The 23,268-nt window shown below is 39.1% G+C and carries 21 protein-coding genes; 6 read left to right on the forward strand and 15 right to left on the reverse strand.

Annotated elements, in window-relative coordinates; translation table 11 throughout:
* The first annotated feature begins 131 nt into the window (after positions 1 to 131).
* The 3 genes from N782_RS09530 to N782_RS09540 all read left to right on the forward strand — a co-directional run bounded on the left by N782_RS09530 (position 132) and on the right by N782_RS09540 (position 4,140).
* Positions 132 to 1,667, forward strand: coding sequence for a spore germination protein (locus tag N782_RS09530; protein WP_036818931.1), 1,536 nt, complete (start codon positions 132 to 134; stop codon positions 1,665 to 1,667).
* A 4-nt stretch (positions 1,668 to 1,671) separates the two neighbouring features.
* Positions 1,672 to 2,901 (forward strand): Ger(x)C family spore germination protein, encoded by a 1,230-nt coding sequence (locus tag N782_RS09535; RefSeq protein WP_036818934.1) that lies wholly within the window; start codon positions 1,672 to 1,674, stop codon positions 2,899 to 2,901.
* A 138-nt stretch (positions 2,902 to 3,039) separates the two neighbouring features.
* Positions 3,040 to 4,140, forward strand: coding sequence for a GerAB/ArcD/ProY family transporter (locus N782_RS09540; RefSeq protein ID WP_036818935.1), 1,101 nt, complete (start codon positions 3,040 to 3,042; stop codon positions 4,138 to 4,140).
* Positions 4,141 to 4,190: 50 nt separating this feature from the next.
* Here N782_RS09540 and N782_RS09545 read toward each other — a convergent pair whose 3' ends face one another.
* The 6 genes from N782_RS09545 to N782_RS09570 form a co-directional block, all read right to left on the reverse strand.
* Entirely contained in the window at positions 4,191 to 4,442 is a 252-nt protein-coding gene (locus N782_RS09545; protein ID WP_036818936.1) for a hypothetical protein, read from the reverse strand.
* Between the two features lie 73 nt (positions 4,443 to 4,515).
* Positions 4,516 to 7,689 carry a bifunctional cytochrome P450/NADPH--P450 reductase gene (locus tag N782_RS09550; protein WP_036818938.1) on the reverse strand — a complete coding sequence of 1,058 codons (3,174 nt, stop codon included), beginning with the start codon at positions 7,687 to 7,689 and terminating at the stop codon, positions 4,516 to 4,518.
* 92 nt (positions 7,690 to 7,781) lie between these two features.
* Positions 7,782 to 8,357: a TetR/AcrR family transcriptional regulator gene (locus N782_RS09555; RefSeq protein WP_036818940.1), complete on the reverse strand. Its 576-nt coding sequence runs from the start codon at positions 8,355 to 8,357 to the stop codon at positions 7,782 to 7,784.
* Positions 8,358 to 8,515: 158 nt separating this feature from the next.
* Positions 8,516 to 9,028 (reverse strand): DinB family protein, encoded by a 513-nt coding sequence (locus N782_RS09560; RefSeq protein WP_237582634.1) that lies wholly within the window; start codon positions 9,026 to 9,028, stop codon positions 8,516 to 8,518.
* Positions 9,029 to 9,159: 131 nt separating this feature from the next.
* Positions 9,160 to 9,909, reverse strand: a complete 750-nt coding sequence (locus tag N782_RS09565; RefSeq protein WP_202595683.1) for a CsxC family protein — start codon at positions 9,907 to 9,909, stop codon at positions 9,160 to 9,162.
* Positions 9,910 to 10,021: 112 nt separating this feature from the next.
* Positions 10,022 to 11,263 (reverse strand): DUF7852 domain-containing protein, encoded by a 1,242-nt coding sequence (locus N782_RS09570; protein WP_036818946.1) that lies wholly within the window; start codon positions 11,261 to 11,263, stop codon positions 10,022 to 10,024.
* 152 nt (positions 11,264 to 11,415) lie between these two features.
* Between N782_RS09570 and N782_RS09575 the strand changes: the two genes are divergently transcribed.
* Positions 11,416 to 12,951, forward strand: coding sequence for a multicopper oxidase family protein (locus tag N782_RS09575; protein WP_036819033.1), 1,536 nt, complete (start codon positions 11,416 to 11,418; stop codon positions 12,949 to 12,951).
* Positions 12,952 to 13,435: 484 nt separating this feature from the next.
* The gene (locus N782_RS09580) at positions 13,436 to 14,626 is read left to right on the forward strand and encodes a M14 family metallopeptidase (RefSeq protein ID WP_036818948.1); all 1,191 of its coding nucleotides are present in this window, start codon (positions 13,436 to 13,438) and stop codon (positions 14,624 to 14,626) included.
* 62 nt (positions 14,627 to 14,688) lie between these two features.
* Here the strand turns inward: N782_RS09580 and N782_RS09585 are convergent, their stop codons facing one another.
* Positions 14,689 to 14,919: a hypothetical protein gene (locus tag N782_RS09585; RefSeq protein ID WP_036818950.1), complete on the reverse strand. Its 231-nt coding sequence runs from the start codon at positions 14,917 to 14,919 to the stop codon at positions 14,689 to 14,691.
* A gap of 214 nt (positions 14,920 to 15,133) precedes the next feature.
* Here N782_RS09585 and N782_RS21815 point away from each other — a divergent pair, with 214 nt between their 5' ends.
* Positions 15,134 to 15,277, forward strand: coding sequence for a hypothetical protein (locus N782_RS21815; protein WP_202595684.1), 144 nt, complete (start codon positions 15,134 to 15,136; stop codon positions 15,275 to 15,277).
* Positions 15,278 to 15,477: 200 nt separating this feature from the next.
* Here N782_RS21815 and N782_RS09590 read toward each other — a convergent pair whose 3' ends face one another.
* The 8 genes from N782_RS09590 to aceB all read right to left on the reverse strand — a co-directional run bounded on the left by N782_RS09590 (position 15,478) and on the right by aceB (position 23,251).
* Positions 15,478 to 15,780 carry a hypothetical protein gene (locus tag N782_RS09590; RefSeq protein ID WP_036818952.1) on the reverse strand — a complete coding sequence of 101 codons (303 nt, stop codon included), beginning with the start codon at positions 15,778 to 15,780 and terminating at the stop codon, positions 15,478 to 15,480.
* Positions 15,781 to 15,870: 90 nt separating this feature from the next.
* A complete protein-coding gene (locus N782_RS21275) occupies positions 15,871 to 16,233 on the reverse strand; it encodes a hypothetical protein (protein WP_152600750.1) in 363 nt (120 codons plus the stop codon).
* Positions 16,234 to 16,266: 33 nt separating this feature from the next.
* On the reverse strand, positions 16,267 to 16,467 hold the full coding sequence (locus tag N782_RS09600) for a hypothetical protein (protein WP_036818954.1): 201 nt from the start codon (positions 16,465 to 16,467) through the stop codon (positions 16,267 to 16,269).
* A gap of 95 nt (positions 16,468 to 16,562) precedes the next feature.
* A complete protein-coding gene (locus tag N782_RS09605; protein ID WP_036818956.1) occupies positions 16,563 to 17,297 on the reverse strand; it encodes a hypothetical protein in 735 nt (244 codons plus the stop codon).
* Positions 17,297 to 18,022 carry a hypothetical protein gene (locus tag N782_RS09610; protein ID WP_036818957.1) on the reverse strand — a complete coding sequence of 242 codons (726 nt, stop codon included), beginning with the start codon at positions 18,020 to 18,022 and terminating at the stop codon, positions 17,297 to 17,299. The genes N782_RS09605 and N782_RS09610 overlap by 1 nt, the downstream gene beginning before the upstream one ends.
* Positions 18,023 to 18,241: 219 nt before the next feature.
* Positions 18,242 to 19,951 carry a hypothetical protein gene (locus N782_RS09615; protein WP_036818959.1) on the reverse strand — a complete coding sequence of 570 codons (1,710 nt, stop codon included), beginning with the start codon at positions 19,949 to 19,951 and terminating at the stop codon, positions 18,242 to 18,244.
* A gap of 429 nt (positions 19,952 to 20,380) precedes the next feature.
* Positions 20,381 to 21,673, reverse strand: a complete 1,293-nt coding sequence (gene aceA / locus N782_RS09620; RefSeq protein ID WP_036818961.1) for an isocitrate lyase — start codon at positions 21,671 to 21,673, stop codon at positions 20,381 to 20,383.
* 27 nt (positions 21,674 to 21,700) lie between these two features.
* Complete coding sequence (gene aceB / locus N782_RS09625) at positions 21,701 to 23,251, reverse strand: malate synthase A (protein ID WP_237582637.1); 1,551 nt, start codon at positions 23,249 to 23,251, stop codon at positions 21,701 to 21,703.
* Positions 23,252 to 23,268 lie beyond the last annotated feature (17 nt).

A 23,268-nucleotide genomic window follows, 5' to 3' on the forward strand; every position in this document is an offset into this window, starting at 1 on the left:
CTTTTTTAGTTATAAAGAAGCATTGAATTTTATAATTTCCTATAAAGTAAAAAAAGAACATATTCCTGTTAAATAACGGAATCTATGCATAATTCAACATCTCACTCGAATAATAGACGTAGGTGATTATGATGAGTCCAATCAAAAGAAGATCTTCAAAATCAAAACAAAAGCAGATTGTAGAGAACCCTAAGGATTTTGAACAAATCAAGATCTATCAAGATATTCAAGTAAATATTGACCAAATCATTGAGATATTTGGTAAAAGTCCTGAGTTAGTAACGAAAGTTGTTCGTGAGTCTCCTACACCATACTCCATTGCCTTTTTAAGAACATTGGCAAATGAAACACGTGTAGATGAAAATATTACGGAACCACTTGTCGAATGGGGGATGAATAGTTCCTCAGGGAATAACGATGTAACTTCTATCACCAACCATTTAAATGTATCCAGTAAAGTTAAACAGACCCAAACTTTCAAAGAAATTGTAAATGGAATGTTGGATGGTTGTGTAATACTGTTCGTTCAAAACTCTGATGTTGGACTTAAAATTCCCGTAGAACCTACACCTAGTTTTCGAAAAGTAGAGGAAACGAAAATCCAGACGGTTGTTCGCGGCCCTAGAGAAGGATTGGTGGAGGATCTAGATACAAACATGTCTTTACTCAGGAGAAGAGTCCGTAACTCTAAATTGCGTTTTTCTCCAATGAAAATTGGCAAGGAAACCCACACTAAAGTAGTAGTTACTTATGTGGATGACCTTGTTGACCAGAAAACGCTTGATACAATAATGGAACGATTAAACAAGATTGATACAAATAAAATTCTAGACAGTGGAATGGTCGAGGAATTAATTGAAGATCGTCGGTACACACCCTTTCCAACTATTAAGTCCACGGAAAGACCTGATATTGTATGCGGAGAAATTTTGGATGGACGTGTTGCCGTACTAGTAGATGGAAGTCCATTTGCACTGGTAGCACCAGTTACCTTTGTATCCTTCTTTCATATTGCGGAGGATTACTATGAGAAGTTTGATTTAGCTACATTTATCAGGAGTATTCGTTTACTAGCATTTTGGATTTCATTAGCTCTACCGGCAACCTATATTGCTGTTACAACCTTCCATGCAGAACTTCTTCCCACCAATATTTTGATAAATTTAGCAGCTCAAAGGGAAGGCGTCCCATTTCCAGCATTTATAGAGGTTATTATGATGGAAATTATTTTTGAACTACTAAGAGAAGCTGGTATTCGAATGCCTAGACCAATTGGTTCAGCGATTTCTATTGTTGGCGCACTGGTTATTGGTGAGGCAGCTGTCCAAGCAGGTCTGATTTCTGCTGCAATGGTAATTGTTGTTTCCCTAACAGCCATAACAAGCTTTATTTCCCCTTATTATGCGTTTAGTGGCGCGGTAAGGATGCTTAGATTTGTTCTCATTTTATTCGCAGCAACATCTGGATTTTTTGGAATGGCGGCGTTCACGATTGCGATGGTCATACATCTATCGAATGTTACAAGCATTGGTAAGTCTTATTTATCACCAATCGCACCTTTATCCATATCTAAGTTAAAAGATGTACTATTCAGATTCCCCCTTTGGTGGGATAAGTCTAAATTTTATCGGGCATTCCAGAAAATAAAACGAGTAACAAGGGGGTAGCACGATGGGCAAAACATCACGAATCGTTCTGTTTCTTAGTTTTATGTTTATGGTGTCTGGATGTACAGGTGCTGAGGAGCTAAACATTCAAGCGATTGTAACCGCTATAGGATTTGACAAAGGGGAAGATGGAAACATTGATACTCACTTTCAAATCGTCTACCCTGGTGGTTCAGCTCAACGTCTTGGTGGCGCTCCACAAGGAGGACAAGGTAACGCTGTCTATACCTACACTATATCTGCAAAGACAATGATGGAGACGGTGGATAAGGCTCGTAATCTGGTACCCCGAAAGCTATTTTTCCCTCATATAGAGGTAATTATATTCGGAGAAGAATTCGCAAGAGATGTAGGCTTTTCCTATTTGATTGATTACATGGAACGAGACAATGAGGTGCGCGATGAGATTATGGTCTTTACAGCTAAAGACGATACGGCAAAAAATCTTCTATCTGTGTACACCTCCCTAACAGCAAACCCTAGTGAGGGGATCATTGCTCGTGTTAATAATACCTTTAGTCCAATGGGATTAAGAGATGGTATCTATTTAGAAGATGTTATCCGATGGACATATGGTCATAAGCGAGACACAGTAACCATGGGAATTGTCCGTTCCAATCCTGAAGCCCCCGCAGACACTAAAGAAGCGATGGAAAATATCCATGCTAATCAAAATGCCTATGATTTAACAGGTATCCCTTTGTATAAAAAAGATAAATTAGTCGATTGGCTAACTCTTAAAGAATCGAAAGGGTGGGCACTAATTGATGATAAGGCGAAAGAAACAATCTTCATTTCAACTGATTGTCCTAGCGGAAGTGGCACATTTGGATTTCTGCTTAAAGATGTAAAAACCAAAAAGAAAGCTACTGTAAACGGAACTGATATAACCATTACCGTGTCTCTTTCTGGACGTGGAATCTTAAGAGAGTTCCGATGTGATGGAAGTGTAAAAGACCCTGCTTATTTAGACAAATTAAAACAATCTATAAATAAACAAATGGAACTTTATATGGATGCTACCGTGGAGAAGGCAAAAGAAAATGAAGTCGATCCATTCGGCTTTGGTAATTACCTTTATCGGAATCAACCTAAAGAATGGAAGAACATAAAAGATAATTGGATGGATGTATTTATAAACAACACAAAGGTAGAAGCAGAAGCAGATATAGAAATCACCGGTGTAGGTACAAGGAGGAAAAGCGTACATGAACAACCTAAACAAGAGCAATAAATGGGTTTTTGGTTGCCTATGGGTTTTCTCTCTAACTTTACTGATAGGCTACTCAATGGGCTATAACCTCTTTCCTATCACCAAATGGATTAGTACTATATTCGAACCAATCCATATCTCTTTATTCGGTGAGCCGAAATGAAAAATAACATCACACATCTACAGTTATTCTTTATTACTGCCAATTTCATAATCGGAAGTTCGTTGTTATTAGCTCCACTCATTACCGGTTCCGTAGCCCATGAGGATGCCTGGCTTTCGATGATACTGGCAGTTGTAACAGGATTACTGTTCAACGTACTTATGTTGTTTTTAATGAAGAAGCTAAACTATCAATCCTTGTTTGACATTATCGATCAAGCATATGGAAAATGGTTAGGTACTCTCGTAAACCTTGTTCTCCTTGTCTTCACCTTTCACCTTTGTGCACTAGTTGTTGGAAACACAGATGACTTCATGGTAGTTGTGAAACCCGATACAGCGCCTTACTTTTATCAATTTATCATGATTGCATTAGCCATGTATGGAGCTGCAAGCGGACTTAAATCATTGGGGAAAACCAATGAGGCGATGAGTTTGTTATTTTATACAATCATCTTCTTATCCATTATATTATTAATCCCCAAAGTGGAATTTCAAAATTTCAAGCCATACCTTTATCATGGGTGGAAGCCTGTTATTCAAGGAGGATACAATTCACTTGGTGTTCCCTTTTTGGAACTCATTTTGATGACTGCTATTTTCACGTTTGTAAAAGAGAAAAACAAAATCAGACGATATTATCTCATGTCGATCTTATTTGGGGGTAGTATTTTAACTGCCTTCGTAGTGGCTGCCATTGGAGTTGAAGGTGCCTTTATGGTTCAGCGAGAAACATATCCCACGTATTCCTTAATGCGGGATATTCATGCAACGGTGGTCTTTGAACGAATTGAAATTGTTATGGGTGTTATATGGATTTTTGTATTATTCGTAAAGATCACTACCCTTTTTACAATTATCCTGTTAGGTCTCCAACATATCGGCAGATCTAATGGATATAATGCCTACCTGCTTCCTCTTGGCATAGCGATTTGGACATTGACCAACCTAACCCACGAGAATATAGTTGAAAATGCCGCTTTCACTTCCCAAAACTGGACCCTTTATTCTTTTACCATCTATCTATTGGTGATACTATCCTTACTAATTGGACTCGTAAAACAGAAAAAAGGGGGCCAACAACAGAACTCTGGATAATAAAAACACGAATGAGCTAAGCACCCATTCGTGTTTTGTCATGATTATATTTATGATGTTTGATTATATTCTGCTCGTTTTATAAACGATAGCTCTTCTTCGATGACACCACAAGCAGCACATTGAATCCGGACAGAAGGACCTTTGTATTGAATATGCATTGGAGAAACGTTGTCGGCTGTATATTCTTCAACAACCTCTCCTGTTTGTGGATCCTTTTTAATAGATGTAGCAACTTGCTCAATCACATTAAAGCGGGTACGATTGGATTTGCAACTAGGACATAAATACGGTGCTGTCATGATTATCCCTCCTTTAGTTGTATAGGGATAGTTTGTGTTACTTTGCCATTTTTACTCTAGCAACGAATTTATACTAGCCTGCCCAAACGTCCTTTGCATAAACTCCATCTGTCTGCAGTTGATCTAACCACTTCATCGCAGCTTGTTTGGTAACGTGATGATAGTCCATGTAGCAAGTAAGAAGTGTGTCCTCAACAGCCGGAGCCATTTCACTACCATCCCCACAAACATATAAGCGAGCTCCGTTATCAAGCATTTGGATGAGTTCTGTCCCATCTTTTTCTATTAGATGCTGTACATACGTTTTTGGTTGATTTTCTATACGAGAAAAAGCTGTATGGACATGCACAATACCCTCTTGTTCATAGTGAGTAAGTTCATCTTTATATAGATAATCATGCTCTGGATGACGACATCCGTAATAAAGATGTGCTTCACCTAACGCATAACCATTTTGCTTCAACGACTGACGTGCTTGAAGGAATCCACGCAGCGGAGCTAATCCTGTTCCAGGACCTACTAATATCATTGGGGTCTGACTATCTTCTGGCAGTTGGAAATTAGATTGAGGTGTACTGATAAAGCATGCAATATCTTCACCTTCTTGTACATTAGCTAAATAATTGGAAGCGACCCCTTTATACTCTCCATTTCCACTCCAAGCTTTCTCTCTCACAACACTTACAGTAATACTTGGGCTTTGGGCTTGAACACTTGGAGAACTTGAAATAGAGTAATATCGAGCCTTTAAAGGTGGTAGCAATGCAATAAATCGCTCAAAAGGTAATTCACAAGCTACATATTGTTCAAGTAAATCAATCATTGTAATACGTTTTTGAAGTACTTCTTCTTTGTATGCCTCTTCCTCTAACAGTTGCTCTAGCTCTACTTTATGAGGAGGACAAGTCGTATAAGCTGCTAACTCTCGAAGTTGAGCTCGTGTAACTGGTTCTTGCATTTCCACATAATGAACCAATAAGTTTTCCACACTTACTGGCTGCTCTAAAGGAAGATGAGATGCTCTTCCTGAACCACCGTGCATGCTTACAAGTGTGTTTGCTTCCATACCAAAACGATTAAGCACTCGGTTCACTAGCTCTTGCCTATTTTGTGGAATGACTCCTAAGTGATCCCCTTCTTGATAGGTAACACCATTTGGCAATCTCACTTCGATATGCCTGGTACTTCGCTCACTCACATCACTTTGAAGTTCTTCATTTTTCAATAGTTTTGCTGTGAAGGCTTGATGAGTCTTGGCAAGAGGCGTTGCCGTAACACCACTCACAAATTCCATTGATAATGCATTGCTTGTGGCATCTTGCTCTGTGTTTAGTTGAATATCTAACACATCAGCTATATTAGGCCATAGCTGTTCATCCCATTGTTCATATTGCCCTTCAAAGTCGTCACTCGCATCTCCTTCCCCTCTTTCTGATAAACGAGTAGCTCCTTTTTCCGCCATCTTCTCATCGATGAACGATGGAATTCGCTGATAGGTGTTGGCCCAGTTGCGATCACCACAACCAAATACAGCAAAGCGTACACCTTGAAGTTCATTTTGCCCAGCCTGCTCTAGCCAATCGATAAAAGCATGAGCATTATCTGGTGGATTACCGTTATATGAGGCTGAAACGATCAGTACACCGCCTTCAATTGGAAGGTTTCCTGCATACTCATCCAATGAAGCAACTGTTGTACTAAAACCTTGTGCCTCTCCTGTTTCGGCTAACTCCTTAGCAATACCTTTAGCAGTCCCTAGGTTCGATCCGTGTAGGAGAAGTAAAGGAGTACCATGCTTAGGTATGTTTTGTGACTGTTTTGAATTAGATTCTTCGGCACTCTTTTCTTCTTGTGATGATGTCATGGCAAAAGCCATTTGATTTTTCCTAGGTTTTACTTGCATTGTAAGTCCATCAGGCTTCAAAGTTAGTGTTTCTTTTATTTTGAGTTCATAGTTCGTATGATCAACAAATTCAAAATTCTGTAACAACATGCCAAGCACAAGCGTCGCCTCATGCATCGCAAATTGTTGTCCTATACAAGCACGTTGCCCATTACCAAAAGGTTTAAAGGCATGGTGTGGAATAGCTTCTGGGTCCTCAAAACGTTCTGGTTTAAACTCTTCTACATCTTCGCCCCAAACGCTTTTGTCACGGTGCAATTCCGGTATTAGTACAGTAGCTGTTTCCCCTTTTGAAAATGGTATTCCGTCTCCTATCGTGGTATCTTCTTTTGCAGATAAACCAAACGCAGGAGCTGTTGGCCATAAGCGTAAGGATTCATTAAGGATGTTGCGCACGTACTTAAGTTTTTTAACTTGTTTATAGGTTGGAACACCATCACCTGCAACTTCATCCACTTCTTGATAGGCTTTTTGCAGTTTATCAGGATTCTTCATAAGAAAATGCAATGCGAACGAAAGCATCCCACTGGTTGTCTCATGGCCAGCAATTAAGAAGGTGATAATTTGATAGCGAATATTCTCGTCATCAAGTGCCTCTCCTGTTTCTGGATCTTTTCCTTTTAGCATATGAGACAAGAGGTCATCTTCCCCTTGGTCTCCATTCGCTTTTCGTTCAGCAATTAGTTGATCCACAAGAGAGAACATATCCTGGATGTCTTCTTGAAATTGACGCTTTGATCTCACCATCACTCGGTCTTGAATACCAAAACGTTGCGTTTGACTCATCGCTTCATCCATAGCGCGTACCATGCTTTGAATAAACGGATGAGGTTGCTCGCGATAGAAACTGTTAAACCGGTAATTAAAGCCACAAAGTCCAATAGTGTCTAATGTAAGTCTTGTCATATCCTCTGGAACTTCAATGCTTTCATTTGGATTTAAACGTGCCCATTTCTGAACAAGTTGCACAGCTAAATCGGCCATTTTATCATGGTAACCTTTCATCGCCTGCTGACTAAAACTAGGAAGGAGGATATTGTGTGCCTTTTTCCAATTAGGTTCACTTGTTTCACTTGTAAAAAGGCCATCCCCACTAAATGCTCGCACTTTTCTTAGAGGTGTGTGTACTTTTTTATCAAACCGACGTTCATCACTTAATTCCTTCACAAGCTCATGACTAGATACATACGTGACATGGCGGCCGGGAAATTCAAAATCGAAGATTGGGCCATATTGTCTTGCGAGCTTCATCAATGACTGTATTGGCTTATTACGATTTATTAAAGGTAAATTACGTAATGGACCATAAGCTTTAGGAGACGGTACAGATCTTGTGTTTGTCATACATTATCATCCTTTTATACTCAATTAGTCGTAGTAAAATCGAACGGAATGAACATTCATTCCGCATCAGGCAAAAAAGAGAACAGAGCACCTTAATGCGCTCTGATCGCATCCCAACAACTCTCTTCTACTCCTTCAAAAAGCTTCTCATTTGGGTCAACATCCCCTTCTCGAACTAACTTGTGCAGTTCAAGAAATGCACCTAATACGATGGCAATTAATGCATTGGCAGGAAGATCCCGAATAATGCCTTGTTCTTTCCCTTTTTCGAAAAAGGAACGAATAAAATTCAACATTTCTTCAAACCGTTCTCGACTAGTTTGATTTAATACGTGAGAATGGTTATGTGTTTTGATAAAATATAATGCATGTTCATGTTCATTTGTAAATTGAACCATGCCGTTAAATATTTGTCGGAATTGTTCACGTGGAGAACTGCCCGCTTCCGGATAATGTTCATGCAATATGGTAATACATCTTTCCACGTACTGCTGAAAAAGTTCATTCACCAAATTTTCCTTATTAATGAAATATCGATAGATGGTTCCCGCTCCAACTTCAGCTTTGGTAGCAATCATCGGTATCGTAGTTGCATCAAATCCTCTTTCAGCAAATAAATGTAACCCAGCATCGAGAATATGCTCTCGTTTACTCGTTATTTCTTCCATAATCACTAGCCTCCAATGCTCTTCGCCACCATTTACTCACTTTATATTTGTAAGAAAGACCGTACGGAATGAACGTTCATTCCTAATCTTTTTCTATAGTATAAAAACATCATCTCTAATTGTCAATGCTATGTAGAGAGCAAAAAATACATTGCTCTCTACGCCAGTTGATTATGAACTTCTTTCATTTGCTCTAAATGGCGTAACTCGTGCCACCCAATAAATTCAATCCATTGCTCTAGATTCATGTCACCAAAGAGAGGGTGAGGAAATGTTCGATGTTGAAGTAGTTCTTGGTCCTTATTGTGAATTAAGAATAGTGTCGCTTCTCTTGATTGCTCTAATCCTTGTTTTGCATCTTCAATCGTTTGGAAATGCCCCTTGGGTTGAACGGTCTCTGGTGCATCCACCTTCTGAGTACGAATCGTCGTCTTATGAATTGGTTTTTCTCCTACTTCCTTTACTTCACCGTTTTTAATTGCATGTTCAATCTGTTTAATCACGACATTTTCCATTAGATATAAATGTTCTAACACTTCTACAACAGACCACGTATGCTGATCTGGCTTTGTTGTAGCCTTTTCATTTGATAGTGTGTCGACAAAATTCAAAACCTCTTGGCGTTTTTCATCTAACCCGTACATGCTATCATCCTTTCTATTTGTTTCCATATTTTAAGTGTAGCATATACAACGACCATTTGGCTTTTCACAGCTTGTAGGCTATCGTCCACACGAAGCCTGGTGGATATGTATAAAATAAAGAAAAACCCCATCCGCAGGAACGGATGAGGCTATAGAATTTAGCAGTCTGTAGCTCCAATGTCACCAATTTCAACTTGACGAGTTTGCAACACTTTAAGCGTTAAGTCTAGAACAACTTTTTCTGTAATTTTGTCAAATGTGTCACCAAGCATCGTGTATTCTGGTGAGAAATCAAGCTCGTAGAAGTCAGCTCTTACTAGCTCACAGAAAGGTTGCTCGTTGTAGAATACATCGTTCTGGAAGTAATATTTATCAAGTCTAGGCTTTTCGCCAATTTTTGGATTAATGAATTGTGATTTACTTTCTTCTGACACACCAAATGCAGGTCGTGTAATAAAATCTTCATCTGTTAAATCGGCAAAACCTGAGAACGGTACATTGGCAATACGGTCTCTGATTTTTCCTTCACAACGATCTGTAGCATATTCAATGTCTTTACGAATATAACCTTGAACGAAAAGTTTAGCACGTGTAACCTGACGTGTTCCATCCCCTAGTGTGTTACCAAATGCTACTGGCACAAGCTTACATTGTGTTAGTACAGCATTTTTTAACACTCGTTTGATTTCAACTGCTGGTGGATCAAGTGGAATATCTGCTTCTACAACAATTTGAAGTGTAGTCTCTGCCAATAGGACAGGGACCTTCACCACTGCATTTGAAATCGTAGTAGGATCCACATTGGTGTCCTGGAACTGAGTTTGTGTTTTTCCTTTTACTTTGCACTTATTATCTTTTGAATCTTTGCCATCGTAGCCATGATGAGAATCATAATTATAATCGCTCATTGAAAAACCTCCATTTACATATTTGGGAGTTATTTGTATCCCTACAATACTGTATGCTCAAAGGTAAAAGTCGTATAGGTAGATGGTAGAGGACAAACCACCATTTATTGTCTTAACACGATTGAACCTGCATAAATTCAACTCCTAAATGGAGGACTAGTTTTTCAGAAATGGTCTGATAGGCATCATTAATAGAGACATCTTTCCTACAAAAGATAGATTGATGAACAACCCCCTCAAGCATAATAACTCCTTCTTCTGCCAGGAGGGTCGTATTTAATTGATCCTTGGGAGTCTTTGGTATGAAATTATAGTTATGGATGATAAGTTGATTTTCAATCGAGTCCACTTCATAAACAGGAAAAGGGGATTCAATTATTGGCTCCATCGACAGTTCTATATCGTATTGCCCTAACAATACAGGTGTTTTTATACCCAGATAATGATGCTCTTTAATCTCTTTCTTATAGGAATATCCGTAAAGCTCATTGAGTCGCTCTTTATGCACTTCGGAAGGTGTATTCTCAATTTGTATTTGGTTGGAAATTACAGCACTTGCCACATCACAGTATGGTGTTTCATGAAACGTTTGTTCTGTATAAAAAAACTTGGAACGAACATTCTCATTTGCTCGATCTTCCTCATCAATAAATCGATACGTTTCAGTAACAGAAGAAGGTATTAGTGGTGGACGAATAAAATGCTTGACATTAATCCATGCTTTAAAAGGGATCTGCACTGATAACATGCTCTCCAATTCATTTAGCTCATATTCCTTTTCATTCTCATTTAACAGATTCGTAGAATAAGAGTAGGTCCCTGTTAATATCTGATATTCTTGCGTCGACTGAATCTCTTCCATTACATGAACGGGCTCCTCATCAACTTCTTGGTGATCCTCATTATAATCATCCAAATTATTAGAGGTGTTTACTTCTTCTTCTGTAAATGATAGTTGTGTATGTTCCTTATCTGTCTCTACATGCTCAGCACTTTGAAAACTATTTTGAACAACATTATGGATCAATTCTCCATATGAAGAAGAAGACTGCATTTGCTCCTCTTGATGGGAATCAACTGTGTGTGCTGACGGTAAATTCTCCTCTTCTATTAGTGATTCAAAATCGTTTAAATCAATAGTCTGTTCATTCTTCGTTTTATCTTCGCTATCATTAACTCCAAAAGAAGCTTCACCGAAGTCAATCGATTTCCCAGCGTAATTTCGCCTTAAATACCTACGCGGTTTGCGCTTTTTACGCTCCTTTTTAGTCGAGTTCTCTCCTGTAAACCGACTCACTTGCTTCCCTTTCGGTGCATTATTTATCGCTGCATTGTTCATCCACGGTATATTCACAGAATCCTCCTCCCCAAACCAAACCTTTTTATTTTATTATGTATGTCATTTGCCTAAATTTGTTCCTGGATTAATAAGATGGTTGCTGAAGCATGATTTTAGTAATTAGTACTATATATAATGGTATAGATACAAAATGTAAGGGTGATGAAATGGAGTTAACTAAATTTGTGGATGAACTACCTACAATACCTACCTTAAAGCCTAATGCCATTCTAAATGGTGTGCCCTATTATGAAGTGACAATGCTTCAATGCCACCAACAACTTCATCGTGATTTACCACCTACTACTATTTGGGGATACAACGGAATGTATCCTGGTCCTACAATAGAAGCATTTAGCCATCAATTAATTCGTGTTTGTTGGAAGAATCAACTTCCAACAAAGCACTTTCTTCCAGTGGATAAAACGGTTCATGGAGCAGAGCCCCCCAACCCTGAAGTCCGGACAGTTGTACATCTCCATGGAGGAGCCACCCCGGATTATAGTGATGGGTACCCGGAGGCATGGTTTACGAATGACTTCCAGCAGGTGGGGCCTTATTTTGTGACAAAAACCTATGATTATCCTAATCTACAACCCTCGACAGCTCTTTGGTATCATGACCACGCTGTAGGTATAACGAGGTTGAACATATACGCTGGGTTAAGTGGCTTTTATTTGATTCGGGACACACAAGAACAGATGTTGAACCTCCCTAGAGGAAACTATGAAGTGCCGTTATTGGTACAGGATAGAAGTTTCAATGAAGATGGCTCTTTATATTACCCTTGTGAACCTGAAGAACCTGTGGAAGGTGTCTGTCCATCTGTTGTTCCGGAGTTCTTTGGAGACACGATTCTCGTAAATGGAAAAGTTTGGCCATATTTAGATGTAGAGCCTCGTCGTTATCGTTTTCGTTTATTAAACGCTTCCAATTCCAGATTCTATAATTTTTCCTTGAGTTCAAATCAGTTTTTTTATCAAATTGGAAGTGATCAAGGATTGCTCGAGCAACCAGTCATGACCAAAGAAATACTTCTTGGACCTGCTGAACGAGCAGATATCATTGTAGATTTCTCCACCCAGTTTGGTAATACTATTACCTTACAAAATAGCGCACCCTCACCTTTTCCAGGTGGAGACCCACCTAATCCTGAGACAACAGGATTGATTCTACAAATCAGAGTCATTCGTCCTTTATGTAGTTTGGATCAAAGCACAATCCCTTATTATTTAACGTATATGCCGACATTATCTGAAAATCTTGCATCAAAAAATAGACTTTTATCTCTTGATATGGCTAAAGATGCATATGGAAGAGAAATCCATTTATTAGATAATAAGAGATGGGCAGACCCAATAACTGAATGTCCAAAACTTGGTACTTATGAAGTGTGGTCCTTTATAAATACAACGGAGGATGCCCATCCTATTCATATCCACCTTGTTCGCTTTCAAGTGCTTGATCGACAGCCATATAATGTTGACGTATATCAGCAAACAGACGAAATAGTCACAACCGGTTCTAAAATTCCCCCACCACTCAACGAACGTGGTTGGAAGGATACGGTCATTGCAAACCCTGGTGAAATAACAAGAGTCATTTTTGCAGTTGGTCCATTCTCGGGTTTATATGTATGGCATTGCCACATTCTAGAACATGAAGACCATGAAATGATGCTCCCCTACATTGTAATAAAATAGGTTAAGAGCGGCATTGCTAGACTTGTGTTCTGCAATTTGAAATGATGGTTCTTCCAATATACCCTTTTTTTATGGCTGTGTTAAAGTTTGGTGTTGATATAATAATTAGTTTTATATTCCTCCATAATAGCACCGTACTCTTGAATAACTGGTGAGGCTGGACCCGTTACGTTTGTGAGGAAGGGGCTGCGGTGAAATGGTTCGCTTTCCGCGGAGGAACATGCAATCCTCGTTCGGCTACGCCTCTCTGTGGGGTCTCGCATTGTCCCTTCTTCCGCAGGAGTCTCACCATTTCCCTCCACCCATCGGTATGTCGGATAACGGAGTTCAGCACCAAAACCCTTAGTCCAGATTATGCTTCTTATCTTGAATAAAACTATTTAGATTAATTGATTCCAAAGTCAACACCAAACTTTAACATAGCCTTTTTTATAGAAAGAATTCAAAAGTGATGCATTATAATCTTAGGCGGGAGGAGCTCCTAATGAAAGTAAGTGTACGAAAAGGTGATTCCCTTTGGTATTATAGTCAATTATTCGGAATTCCCTTTGAGTTAGTTGTTGATTCCAACAGATCCTTTAATCCCAATCAACTATCCATTGGGCAACAGGTTCAGATCCCTGGTTATGTTGTTACTAACTACTCCATCAACCCAGGTGACTCCCTATGGGGGATATCCCGTCGGCAAGGTTATCCTTTAGATGTTTTATATTTACTTAATCAGACGATCAATCCTAATACACTACAAATTGGTCAAACCATCCTTGTCCCTATTCGTGTTACTTGGAGGGTGGTTAATGGGAAAGAAGCTTATTCCTACTCCACTATGGTGAATGACATAAACCAACTAGTATCCATTTACCCATTTATTCGCACCCCTTCTATAGGCAATTCCGTATTGGGTAAACCTATACCAGAGCTTAGAATTGGGAGAGGGAACAAACAAATTCATATCAATGCTTCCTTCCATGCCAATGAATGGATCACCACCCCAATCATGATGAAGTTTTTAAACGAATACCTACTTGCCCTAACAAACCAAACTCCGATACGCGGCATACAGTTAAACCCATTTTATAACCAAACAGACCTCTCAGCAGTACCTATGGTCAATCCAGATGGAGTTAATCTTGTTCTGGAAGGACCGCCTGAAGAAGAGCCTTATCGTTCCCAAGTTTTGTCGATTAATAATAATAATATGAATTTCAACCGTTGGAAGGCGAACATCCGTGGAGTAGATTTAAATAATCAATACCCAGCTAAATGGGAGTTGGAGAGCGAGCGAAAACAACAAGCTCCATCCCCTTTCAATTATCCTGGACCTTATCCTTTATCTGAACCAGAAGCCCAAGCTGTCGCTGAACTAACACGTTCTAGAGATTTCACAAGAGCTCTAGCTTTCCATACTCAAGGAGAAGTAATTTACTGGGGATACGAAAGTCTGGAACCACCAGTTGCTGAAGTAATTGTGGAGGAATTTGCACGTGTGAGTGGTTATCGTCCCATTCGATTCATAGATAGTTTCGCGGGTTACAAAGACTGGTTTATCCAAGAATGGCGCCGTCCCGGATACACCGTAGAATTAGGAAAAGGCACCAGCCCGCTCCCACTCAATCAGTTTGATAAAATCTATGAAGAAACACTGGGAATATTTCTAGCAAACTTGTATTTATAGCAGCCTATATACAAAAAGAAGACGATTTCCCATTGGAGGTCGCCTTCTTTTCTTTCAAAATATTATAATACTTCTTTACATTCATTTGTTACTCCACATTGCGGACAATCCGCATATAGCATTAAATTAACTAGCTTTCCGTTCGAACCTTCCATCGTATTTACAGCTACTGCTCTGGCCGGAACGGCATCCTCACTAATTTGATATTCTTTTTGCAATGGAGCTTCAAAATCAAATATATGTCCACAAACGAGACAACTATAACCATCTCTACGTTTTACTTCTTGAGCCATGTAGATCCTCTCCTTTTTATTTAAATTGTTTCCCTTTAAAAATTTTTATAAAACAAAAGGTTAAGAACTACATCTTAAGTCAGTAGTTTTGTTTTTAATCATTGTATTTTCTTTACATAGTACTAGTAACCTAAAACGCTTTTTATGGAAGGAGTTTCACTTGTTATTAGAAAAGGAATAGTAAACACAAAATGCTAGATAAAGAGGTGATTGAATGGGGATCCTGTCAAAGCTTTCAAAGTTATCCAAATATAAAAATGATGTCAGCGCCATTAGTAAAGGACGTACTGGTCAGCGTGTAAAAAGACGTGCAACAGGTAAAGTTACAGGTAAAATCATGAGAAGATTATTTAGATAATATGTAATTGTGGGGGCTATTTCGGTTTCGGAGCAAGATTCGGGTTTTCGGAGCAACTTCTTCGATTTCAGAGCAAAATTCGAATTTTCCGATCAAATTTTTCGATTTCGGAGCATAATTCGAATTTTCCGAGCACCCACCTATTTTGTTCCATTAAAACCAGCGCTATCTTATCGATAGCGCTTCATTGTTCGACATGATTATGCTGTTTGTTCCTTTTTCATAGGCAACAAGATGGTCCGCTGAAGAGGTACAACTCCCATAGGAGCATTCCGTTCTATCCATTCATATGACTTCCCATCAATAATAAAGTGCCGGTAATCTACATACTCCACTTCCCTACCCTGGCTTTCAAGCTCGGTCTGAATGGCTTCTATATAGTCTTGATGGTTTGTGTACCTTTCATCAAAATCAATTCGAATAGCACCTTTGCGATATCCAAATAACCAATTGAAAAAGGTAAGTCCAGCAATAGCTCCTATAATATTGAATATAATTTGCATGAAGAATCTCCTTTCTATTTTATAGAAAATCAGCTTCTTTTCATTCATACGAAAGGAAACACATTCACGTTTCAATATTTATCCAAAAGCTTATTCTCCTTCTTTCCACTCCTCTGATATCACGGCTTTTATATACGTTCCATCCTTCTGCTTCACTGCTATAGCATTGTCTGTCCCAACCCCAGTAATTTTATAATATGTAGTTCCTTCTTGATATGTATTAGAAACATTACCGGAATAGTCGCCTTCCTTTGTAATGTATTTCGTCACAGAGCCTATTTTTTCGCCTACTTTTTCCTTCTCTATTACCATGGCATCAGAGACTACATAACTTTCTCCCTCATATCTAACAAACTCATACGCCCAACTCTCACTCGAACCTGACTGGCAGCTAACTAGGAATATACTTATACATAACCATCCAAAACTAACTCGTTTGATGATATTTATCATTCCCTTCCAACTATTAAAAGAGGTAGCATGACTCTAATCATCCCGATTTGTTTCAGGATGTTCTGGAATACTAGTAAACAGCTTCAACAATTGATCTACACACTCTTCGCTTGTAAATCGCCCATTTCCTGTTTTCACCATTTGCAGATTTGCATAAGTAAGCATAGCTAAACTTTTAGCATCCGACTCGTTTAATGACTTAATTCGATTTCTCATGTCTTCTAAATCAACCACAGACATAGCCTCCATCTACTATAGTAAGTTTAAAAGCTAGTATTTATTTTGTATTACTAACTTATTAAGAAGAGTTCCCTCTCATGTGAACAGGATTATTCCAAATCATTTACATTCTCGAGATCTTCATCGCCTTTTAATAAAACAAATTGGAAACCTCCATACCCAGCATTATATCCGTTGACATCACCAGTATGTTCAGGGAATATTCTCTTACCATTTTGACTGAACCCAGACCAACCAAAATGCAGATCAGGATTGGAATCAAAAATATTTCCCCTACTAACAGAGACCTTAAGTTTTTCAAGATAAAAAGCCCAGTCATTTGGCATTTCCATTATCCCAAAAGTGTTTGGAAGTGAGGAGAACCGCTTTTCCATCTGAACACCAGGTGTAAACAAGTGCTGACCTTCAGATACACGATAATATCTTTCATTCATCAGGTAAAAAGATAAGGACGTAATTTGGTCTGCTGGATGTATATTCCATGTAATAACATAGCTTGAAGGGTCACTAGGATCCACTTTCCAAACAAATGGTTTCCCTCCGTCCATATTGATTACTTTCCACTCATGTTTATCCCAAAGCCAGTGACTAACCCCAAACTCATTTGACGCAGTTTTAAAAGGAACAAACACATGCTCCTTATCGATAAAGTGTCGGTCCTGAATAGAGGTAACCTCAGTAGCATTATTTTTTTCATTCATCCGCTTGATGAGTACTTCGTTCTCTTGAAGACGCATTGGTGCGGCTAGATAATACCAATAAACTAGAAATATGGCTGTAATGACCATAACTGATAGAAACACAATTTTTATTCTTTTTGTCATTATTGGACCTCCTTAAATAATGAGTACTCGGATTCAAAAAAGAGCTGGTCCCCATTTTCATTGTGTACCAAAATGCCTTTCCCATCTCGCTTGATATAAATTAGGGGTTGAATCCCGCTTCCAAATTGTGGTTCTGTTCCTTTTAAAACATAAGGAAATATCTCCATCACATCCTCTTTTGGCTTTCCTTGCTCCATTTTCTTAAACCATTCCATACCATTAAACTCGCTTTGTTGAAAAGAGGGAAGGGAGGATTGAAAATCTTCTTTAAGAATTGGATTCTCACCTGAGGGGTGCGTTGTCACTAACTGAGGCTGATTAACAGAAGCGATATAAGTAGACAACTCCCCCCTATAGTAAACTTGGTCGTGCAAAAATGATCCTAGAATTCCTAAAGAGAAAAAGAGAAAGGACGCTCCGAACCCAACCCAAGCAAAAGGGCGATACTCATGCCACGATTTTTCCTTATTGTTAAGACAAAAAAAACCAAAAATCAGCCATACACCTAGTGGTAATATAGGAAATAAAGCACGATCTCCTGAGATTTGTAGTGTGTAATCAAAGGTGAACATGCCGATGTATGTGATAAGGAAGACTTTCCAAAGTGAGAGTTCAGTCTTATTTTTTCGATATATGTAGATAACTAGAAATATTATAGATCCCCAACCGAGGAGAGATGTTAAGATGTGAATAATTCCTGTCTCGAAATCTGTCCAATCATTCAATTTTATTAACTCCTTTTGTTAGATTAATCTCGTTCATGTTATCACATCTTACTCTTTCGGATGTTTGAAAATGTGAAATATTTTCCTCAAGGGGTAACTAAAATATACTACATAATAGATTCTGCTCTGAATTTATTCTTGTAGAACTCCTAGGGAATACACATAATAAAAACGCGTGAATATGATTAGCTCTATTCACGCGTTCTAGTTAACTACTATTTACTTTGCAGCATCTTTCCAATATTCATAAGAGTGGACTACTTCTCCTTGATAAGATGAATCATCTTCAAGGACATCCTCTGTCTTATCTAACTCTGTTATCATTTCTTCTTCTCCCTCTTCATAAAAAGAGATATAAGGTGTCTCTTCCATCTCCTGCATTTCGACGGATATGACAAGATCTTTGCCAAGATTGTTAGCAAAAGCTACTTCCTCTTTAGACACATCAATGATCCCACCTGGTCCTTCAGAGGAATCTCGAAATGCCATAATGGCAGTATGATCCAATTGTTTGATTACCCATTTAGAGAACGATAGATTTGGTTGACCTGGCGTCTCATGGTCATCTAACCACATGGCGAGACTTACACTTGTTTCTAAATTTGAATTGTCTTCAACTTTGTCTACAAACAATTCCATATTATCTTTCCACGTGTTCATCACAGCTTTTTTATCTTCAGACCATTCTTGTAATGTATAAGGTTCTACATCCAGATGGATTCCATCAAATTGCTGTTCTTCTGAAACACTAGAGTTATAATTTGTTACATAATCCACAAACATCTTCAATCGTTTTTCACCTTTTTGCAGGGCCCATATAGGATGTCCACCCATTGCATGTACTTCAATCCCTGCTTCATGCGCCTTTTCTACAAAATCTTTATAAACGGAGAAATTTTTCGTCCGATCTAAACGTGTGTACAGAAAGTTAAGGTTATTTTCTTTGGCAAACTCTATGATTTCATCTGGAGATTCTATTAGGTTGGAAGCGTGCCAAATATAAGTACCTCGAACATTATTGGATGGAGTAGGTTGTTGATTATCTTCCGTTTCGGTTGTTTTATTATTTTTTTCGGTAGACAGGTAACTGTACTGATCAATGGAATATCCAATGTAGGCAGGATTGTCTTTTAAGTGCTTTTCTAACACATGAAGATGCATCTGCATATCATCTGTGCCTTCCTCATAAAATGACGTAACATCTTCTCCTGTGTCAGCCAAGGTAACCCCTACCGAAACCTCCTTATCTAATTCGTTGGCTATTTCTAATTCATCTTTAATTAACGCAATCACACCACTTGAACCTTCGATTGTGTCACGATGAGCTAGCACCGTAATATGATCGAATTGTTTCATTATCCATTTTTGAAAAGGTGTCTCTGATTGATTCGGTGTCTCCACCCCATCTAAATAAAATGGAATAGAAATACTAGTAGTCAGCTCAGCGTCATTGACTTCGTTTTGAAATGCACTTAGATTCGCTTTCCAATCTTCCAAAACGGCTTTTGAATTTTCCTCCCATTGCTCTGTATGCTGAGCTTGGATGTCCAAGTGAATCCCAGCAAACTTTTCATTTTCGGAAACCATATCATTATACTTCTCAACCCATTTCGTAAAATCCATAAGTGCTTGTTGATTCTCTTCAAGCCCCCATGAAGGTTTCCCCTCTAATGCATGAACCTCTATCCCTGCTGCGTTTGCTTTTCGAATAAATGATTTGTAGTAAAAGCTGGAACGATTGGTGTTAATGTTTAGATAAATTGTATTGATGTCATGCTGTTTACTCTTTGAAATAATCTCTTCTGTCTCCGTTGGTAGGTCTGCTGTTTCTACACGGAGCACATTTTGTTTATCATCCGGTTGGGACCAACCAACTAGAAGCATAGTCATACAAATTAGTAGAATAAAATAAAAAGGATGTTTGTTCATTCTTTTCCTCCAAGTCATATGTGTAAGTTAGATTTGTATAATTGTTCATGTTTTCTATGTACAGAATGAAGGATGTTTACTATCTGAAAAAGTTGGTAAAACATGAAACAATATGCAATTTGTTTTTGCACGACTTTAATCTAACATGGTTCAAAAGAGATTATCATCGAAAAATCAATTTCGGCATACCGAATAATGATTAACGGAGGTACGCAAAAAAACAACTCCTTGTTCACCCTCTACAAGCTTAAACAAAGCTTTATCGTAGCGATTTTTACCACAGAGAGGATTTATATAATTAAGACCCCAGGGTAGTAAGTGAGAAAAACATCAAATCTTCTTTTCTTACAAAAAAAGAGCAAATTCCATCCAAGGAATTTGCTCTTCTTCTTCTATCCATCTCTATACCGTACCGACTTGCCCCCCCTGTTAGGAATGAACCTGCTGATCGGTAAACTGCTCCGATTCGGTAGACCCTTTCAATGCAGTAGTTGAAGATGTCCCTCCTGATACTACTTGAGCCACTTCATCAAAATAACCTGTTCCAACTTCACGTTGGTGTCTGGTTGCCGAGTACCCATATTCTTCACTAGCAAACTCGGCTTGTTGAAGAGCTGAGTAAGCTTTCATTCCCTCGTCTTTATACTTTCTAGCCAATTCGAACATGCCGTGGTTTAGGGCGTGGAAACCGGCAAGTGTTACGAATTGAAATTTGTATCCCATTTCAGCAAGTTGTTGCTGGAAGGTGGCGATCGTTTGTTGGTTAAGCTTCTTTTCCCAATTAAAAGATGGAGAGCAGTTATAAGCCAACAGCTTACCTGGGAATTTTTCATGGATGGCATCAGCAAATTGTTGCGCCTCCTGAAGATTCGGTTCAGACGTCTCACACCAAATCAAATCAGCATACGGAGCGTAAGCTAGACCCCTGGAAATGGCCTGGTCGATTCCTGCTTTTGTCTTATAAAATCCTTCTGGTGTGCGCTCCCCTGTCATAAATGTAGCGTCATAAGGGTCAACATCACTCGTGATAAGATCAGCTGCATTTGCGTCCGTTCTCGCAATTAATACAGTTGGTGTACCCATTACATCGGCCGCAAAACGCGCAGAGATTAAATTTTTCACAGCAACTTGCGTCGGTAACAAGACTTTTCCACCTAAATGACCACATTTTTTCTCAGAGGATAGCTGATCTTCAAAATGGACTCCAGATGCTCCAGCTTCAATCATACTTTTCATTAGCTCAAATACATTTAATTGCCCTCCAAATCCCGCTTCTGCATCCGCTACAATCGGAGCGAACCAATCGGTATCTGTCTTGCCTTCCATGTAATGAATTTGATCAGCACGTTGAAGCGCTTGGTTGATTCGTTTAACAACCTGCGGAACACTATTGGCAGGATAAAGACTTTGATCAGGATACATATGACCAGATAAGTTCGCATCTGCCGCAACTTGCCATCCACTTAAATAGATCGCCTTTAAGCCAGCCTTCACTTGTTGCATAGCCTGATTCCCTGTTAGTGCCCCAAGTGCATGCACATAATCTTCTGTATGGAGAAGTTTCCATAGCTTCTCAGAACCTGTTTTGGCTAATGTATGTTCAATATCGATTGAACCTCTTAACCGTATAACATCCTCTGCTTCATATGGACGGGTAATCCCTTTCCAACGCTCCTCCTGCTTCCAATGCTGCTTCAATTTCTCTACACGTTCTTGCTTCACACCAATTCCTCCTTCATATTAGCTCGCTTACAATTGTTCATAAGCCGGTATTGTTAAAAATTCCGCAAACTCATCTTCTCGAATAAGTTTAGTAAACAGAGCTGCTGCTGCTTCATAACGGTTGTTTCGGTAAGTTTCATAGCCAACTAGTTGAGCAATTTTCTCCAGTTCTTCCTGCTTTATTTCCTCTACAAGCTCCAATGTTACCTTTCGATTATCGGTTAACTTCCCTTTAGGATGACGAATCCACTGCCATACTTGAGCTCTTGATATTTCTGCTGTCGCCGCATCTTCCATCAAGTTATTTATAGGAGCAGCCCCTCTACCCATGAACCAGGAAGCAATATACTGTATGCCAACATTAATATTAGTCCGTAATCCTTGTTCTGTTATGTCTCCTATTGGTACTTCCAATAAATCTTCAGCTGTAACCTCCACATCTTCTCTTTTGTTGGCGATTTGATTCGGAGAAGGCATTCCCTTATCAAACACTTCCTTAGCGGTCAAAACCATGCCCGGGTGGGCGACCCATGTCCCGTCATGTCCATCATTCACCTCACGCTCCTTATCAGCCTTCACTTTCTGGAAAGCAAGCGCGTTTGCTTCTGGATTATTTTTAATAGGTATTTGAGCTGCCATACCACCAATTGCTGGCGCATTACGTTTGTGGCACGTTTGAATGACAAGCAACGAATACGCTCGCATAAATGGAACTTCCATTGTCACTTGCGCTCGGTCAGGTAAAATCACATTAGGATCGTGGCGGAACTTCTTCAAGTAACTAAAGATGTAGTCCCAGCGACCGCAATTTAATCCAGCCGAATGGTCTTTGAGTTCATATAAGATTTCATCCATTTCAAAGCTAGCCAAAATGGTCTCAATTAGTACAGTTGCTTTAATTGTTCCGTTCGGAATACCGAGCTCTTGTTGTGCGAATACAAACATGTCATTCCACAAACGTGCTTCAAGATGATTTTCCATTTTTGGAAGGTAAAAATAAGGACCTGAGTCACGCGCGATAAGCTCCTTTGCATTATGGAAGAAATACAAACCGAAATCGATGATGCCAGCTGATACTGGAGTACCATTGATGGTCACGTGCTTTTCATCCAAATGCCATCCTCTTGGTCGAACCATTAAAACTGCAGGATTTTCACCTAATTGATACACTTTTCCTCTATCATTTTCAAAGTAAATCGTCCGTCGAATGGCATCTCGCAAATTAATTTGTCCTTGAATCGTGTTAGACCAAGTTGGGGAATTAGAGTCCTCAAAATCAGCCATAAACACGCTAGCTCCTGAATTCAGCGCATTGATAATCATTTTCCGGTCCACAGGTCCTGTAATCTCCACCCGTCGATCCTGCAAATCATCCGGTAAAGGGGCAATCGTCCAAGCGCCCTCTCGGATATCAGTAGTTTCAGGTAAAAAAGTGGGCTTCTTTCCCTCTTCTAATCGATGTTGGATATGGGTGCGTCTTTCCAAAAGCTGTTGTCTACGCTCCTCAAACTTATGATGAAGCTTTTCAATGAAATCTAAAGCTTCATCCGTCAGAATTTCATCAAATCCTTCTTCCATTGAACCATTAATTTGAA

The sequence above is a fragment of the Pontibacillus yanchengensis Y32 genome (genome assembly GCF_000770635.1).
Classification (GTDB): Bacteria; Bacillota; Bacilli; order Bacillales; family BH030062; genus Pontibacillus; species Pontibacillus yanchengensis.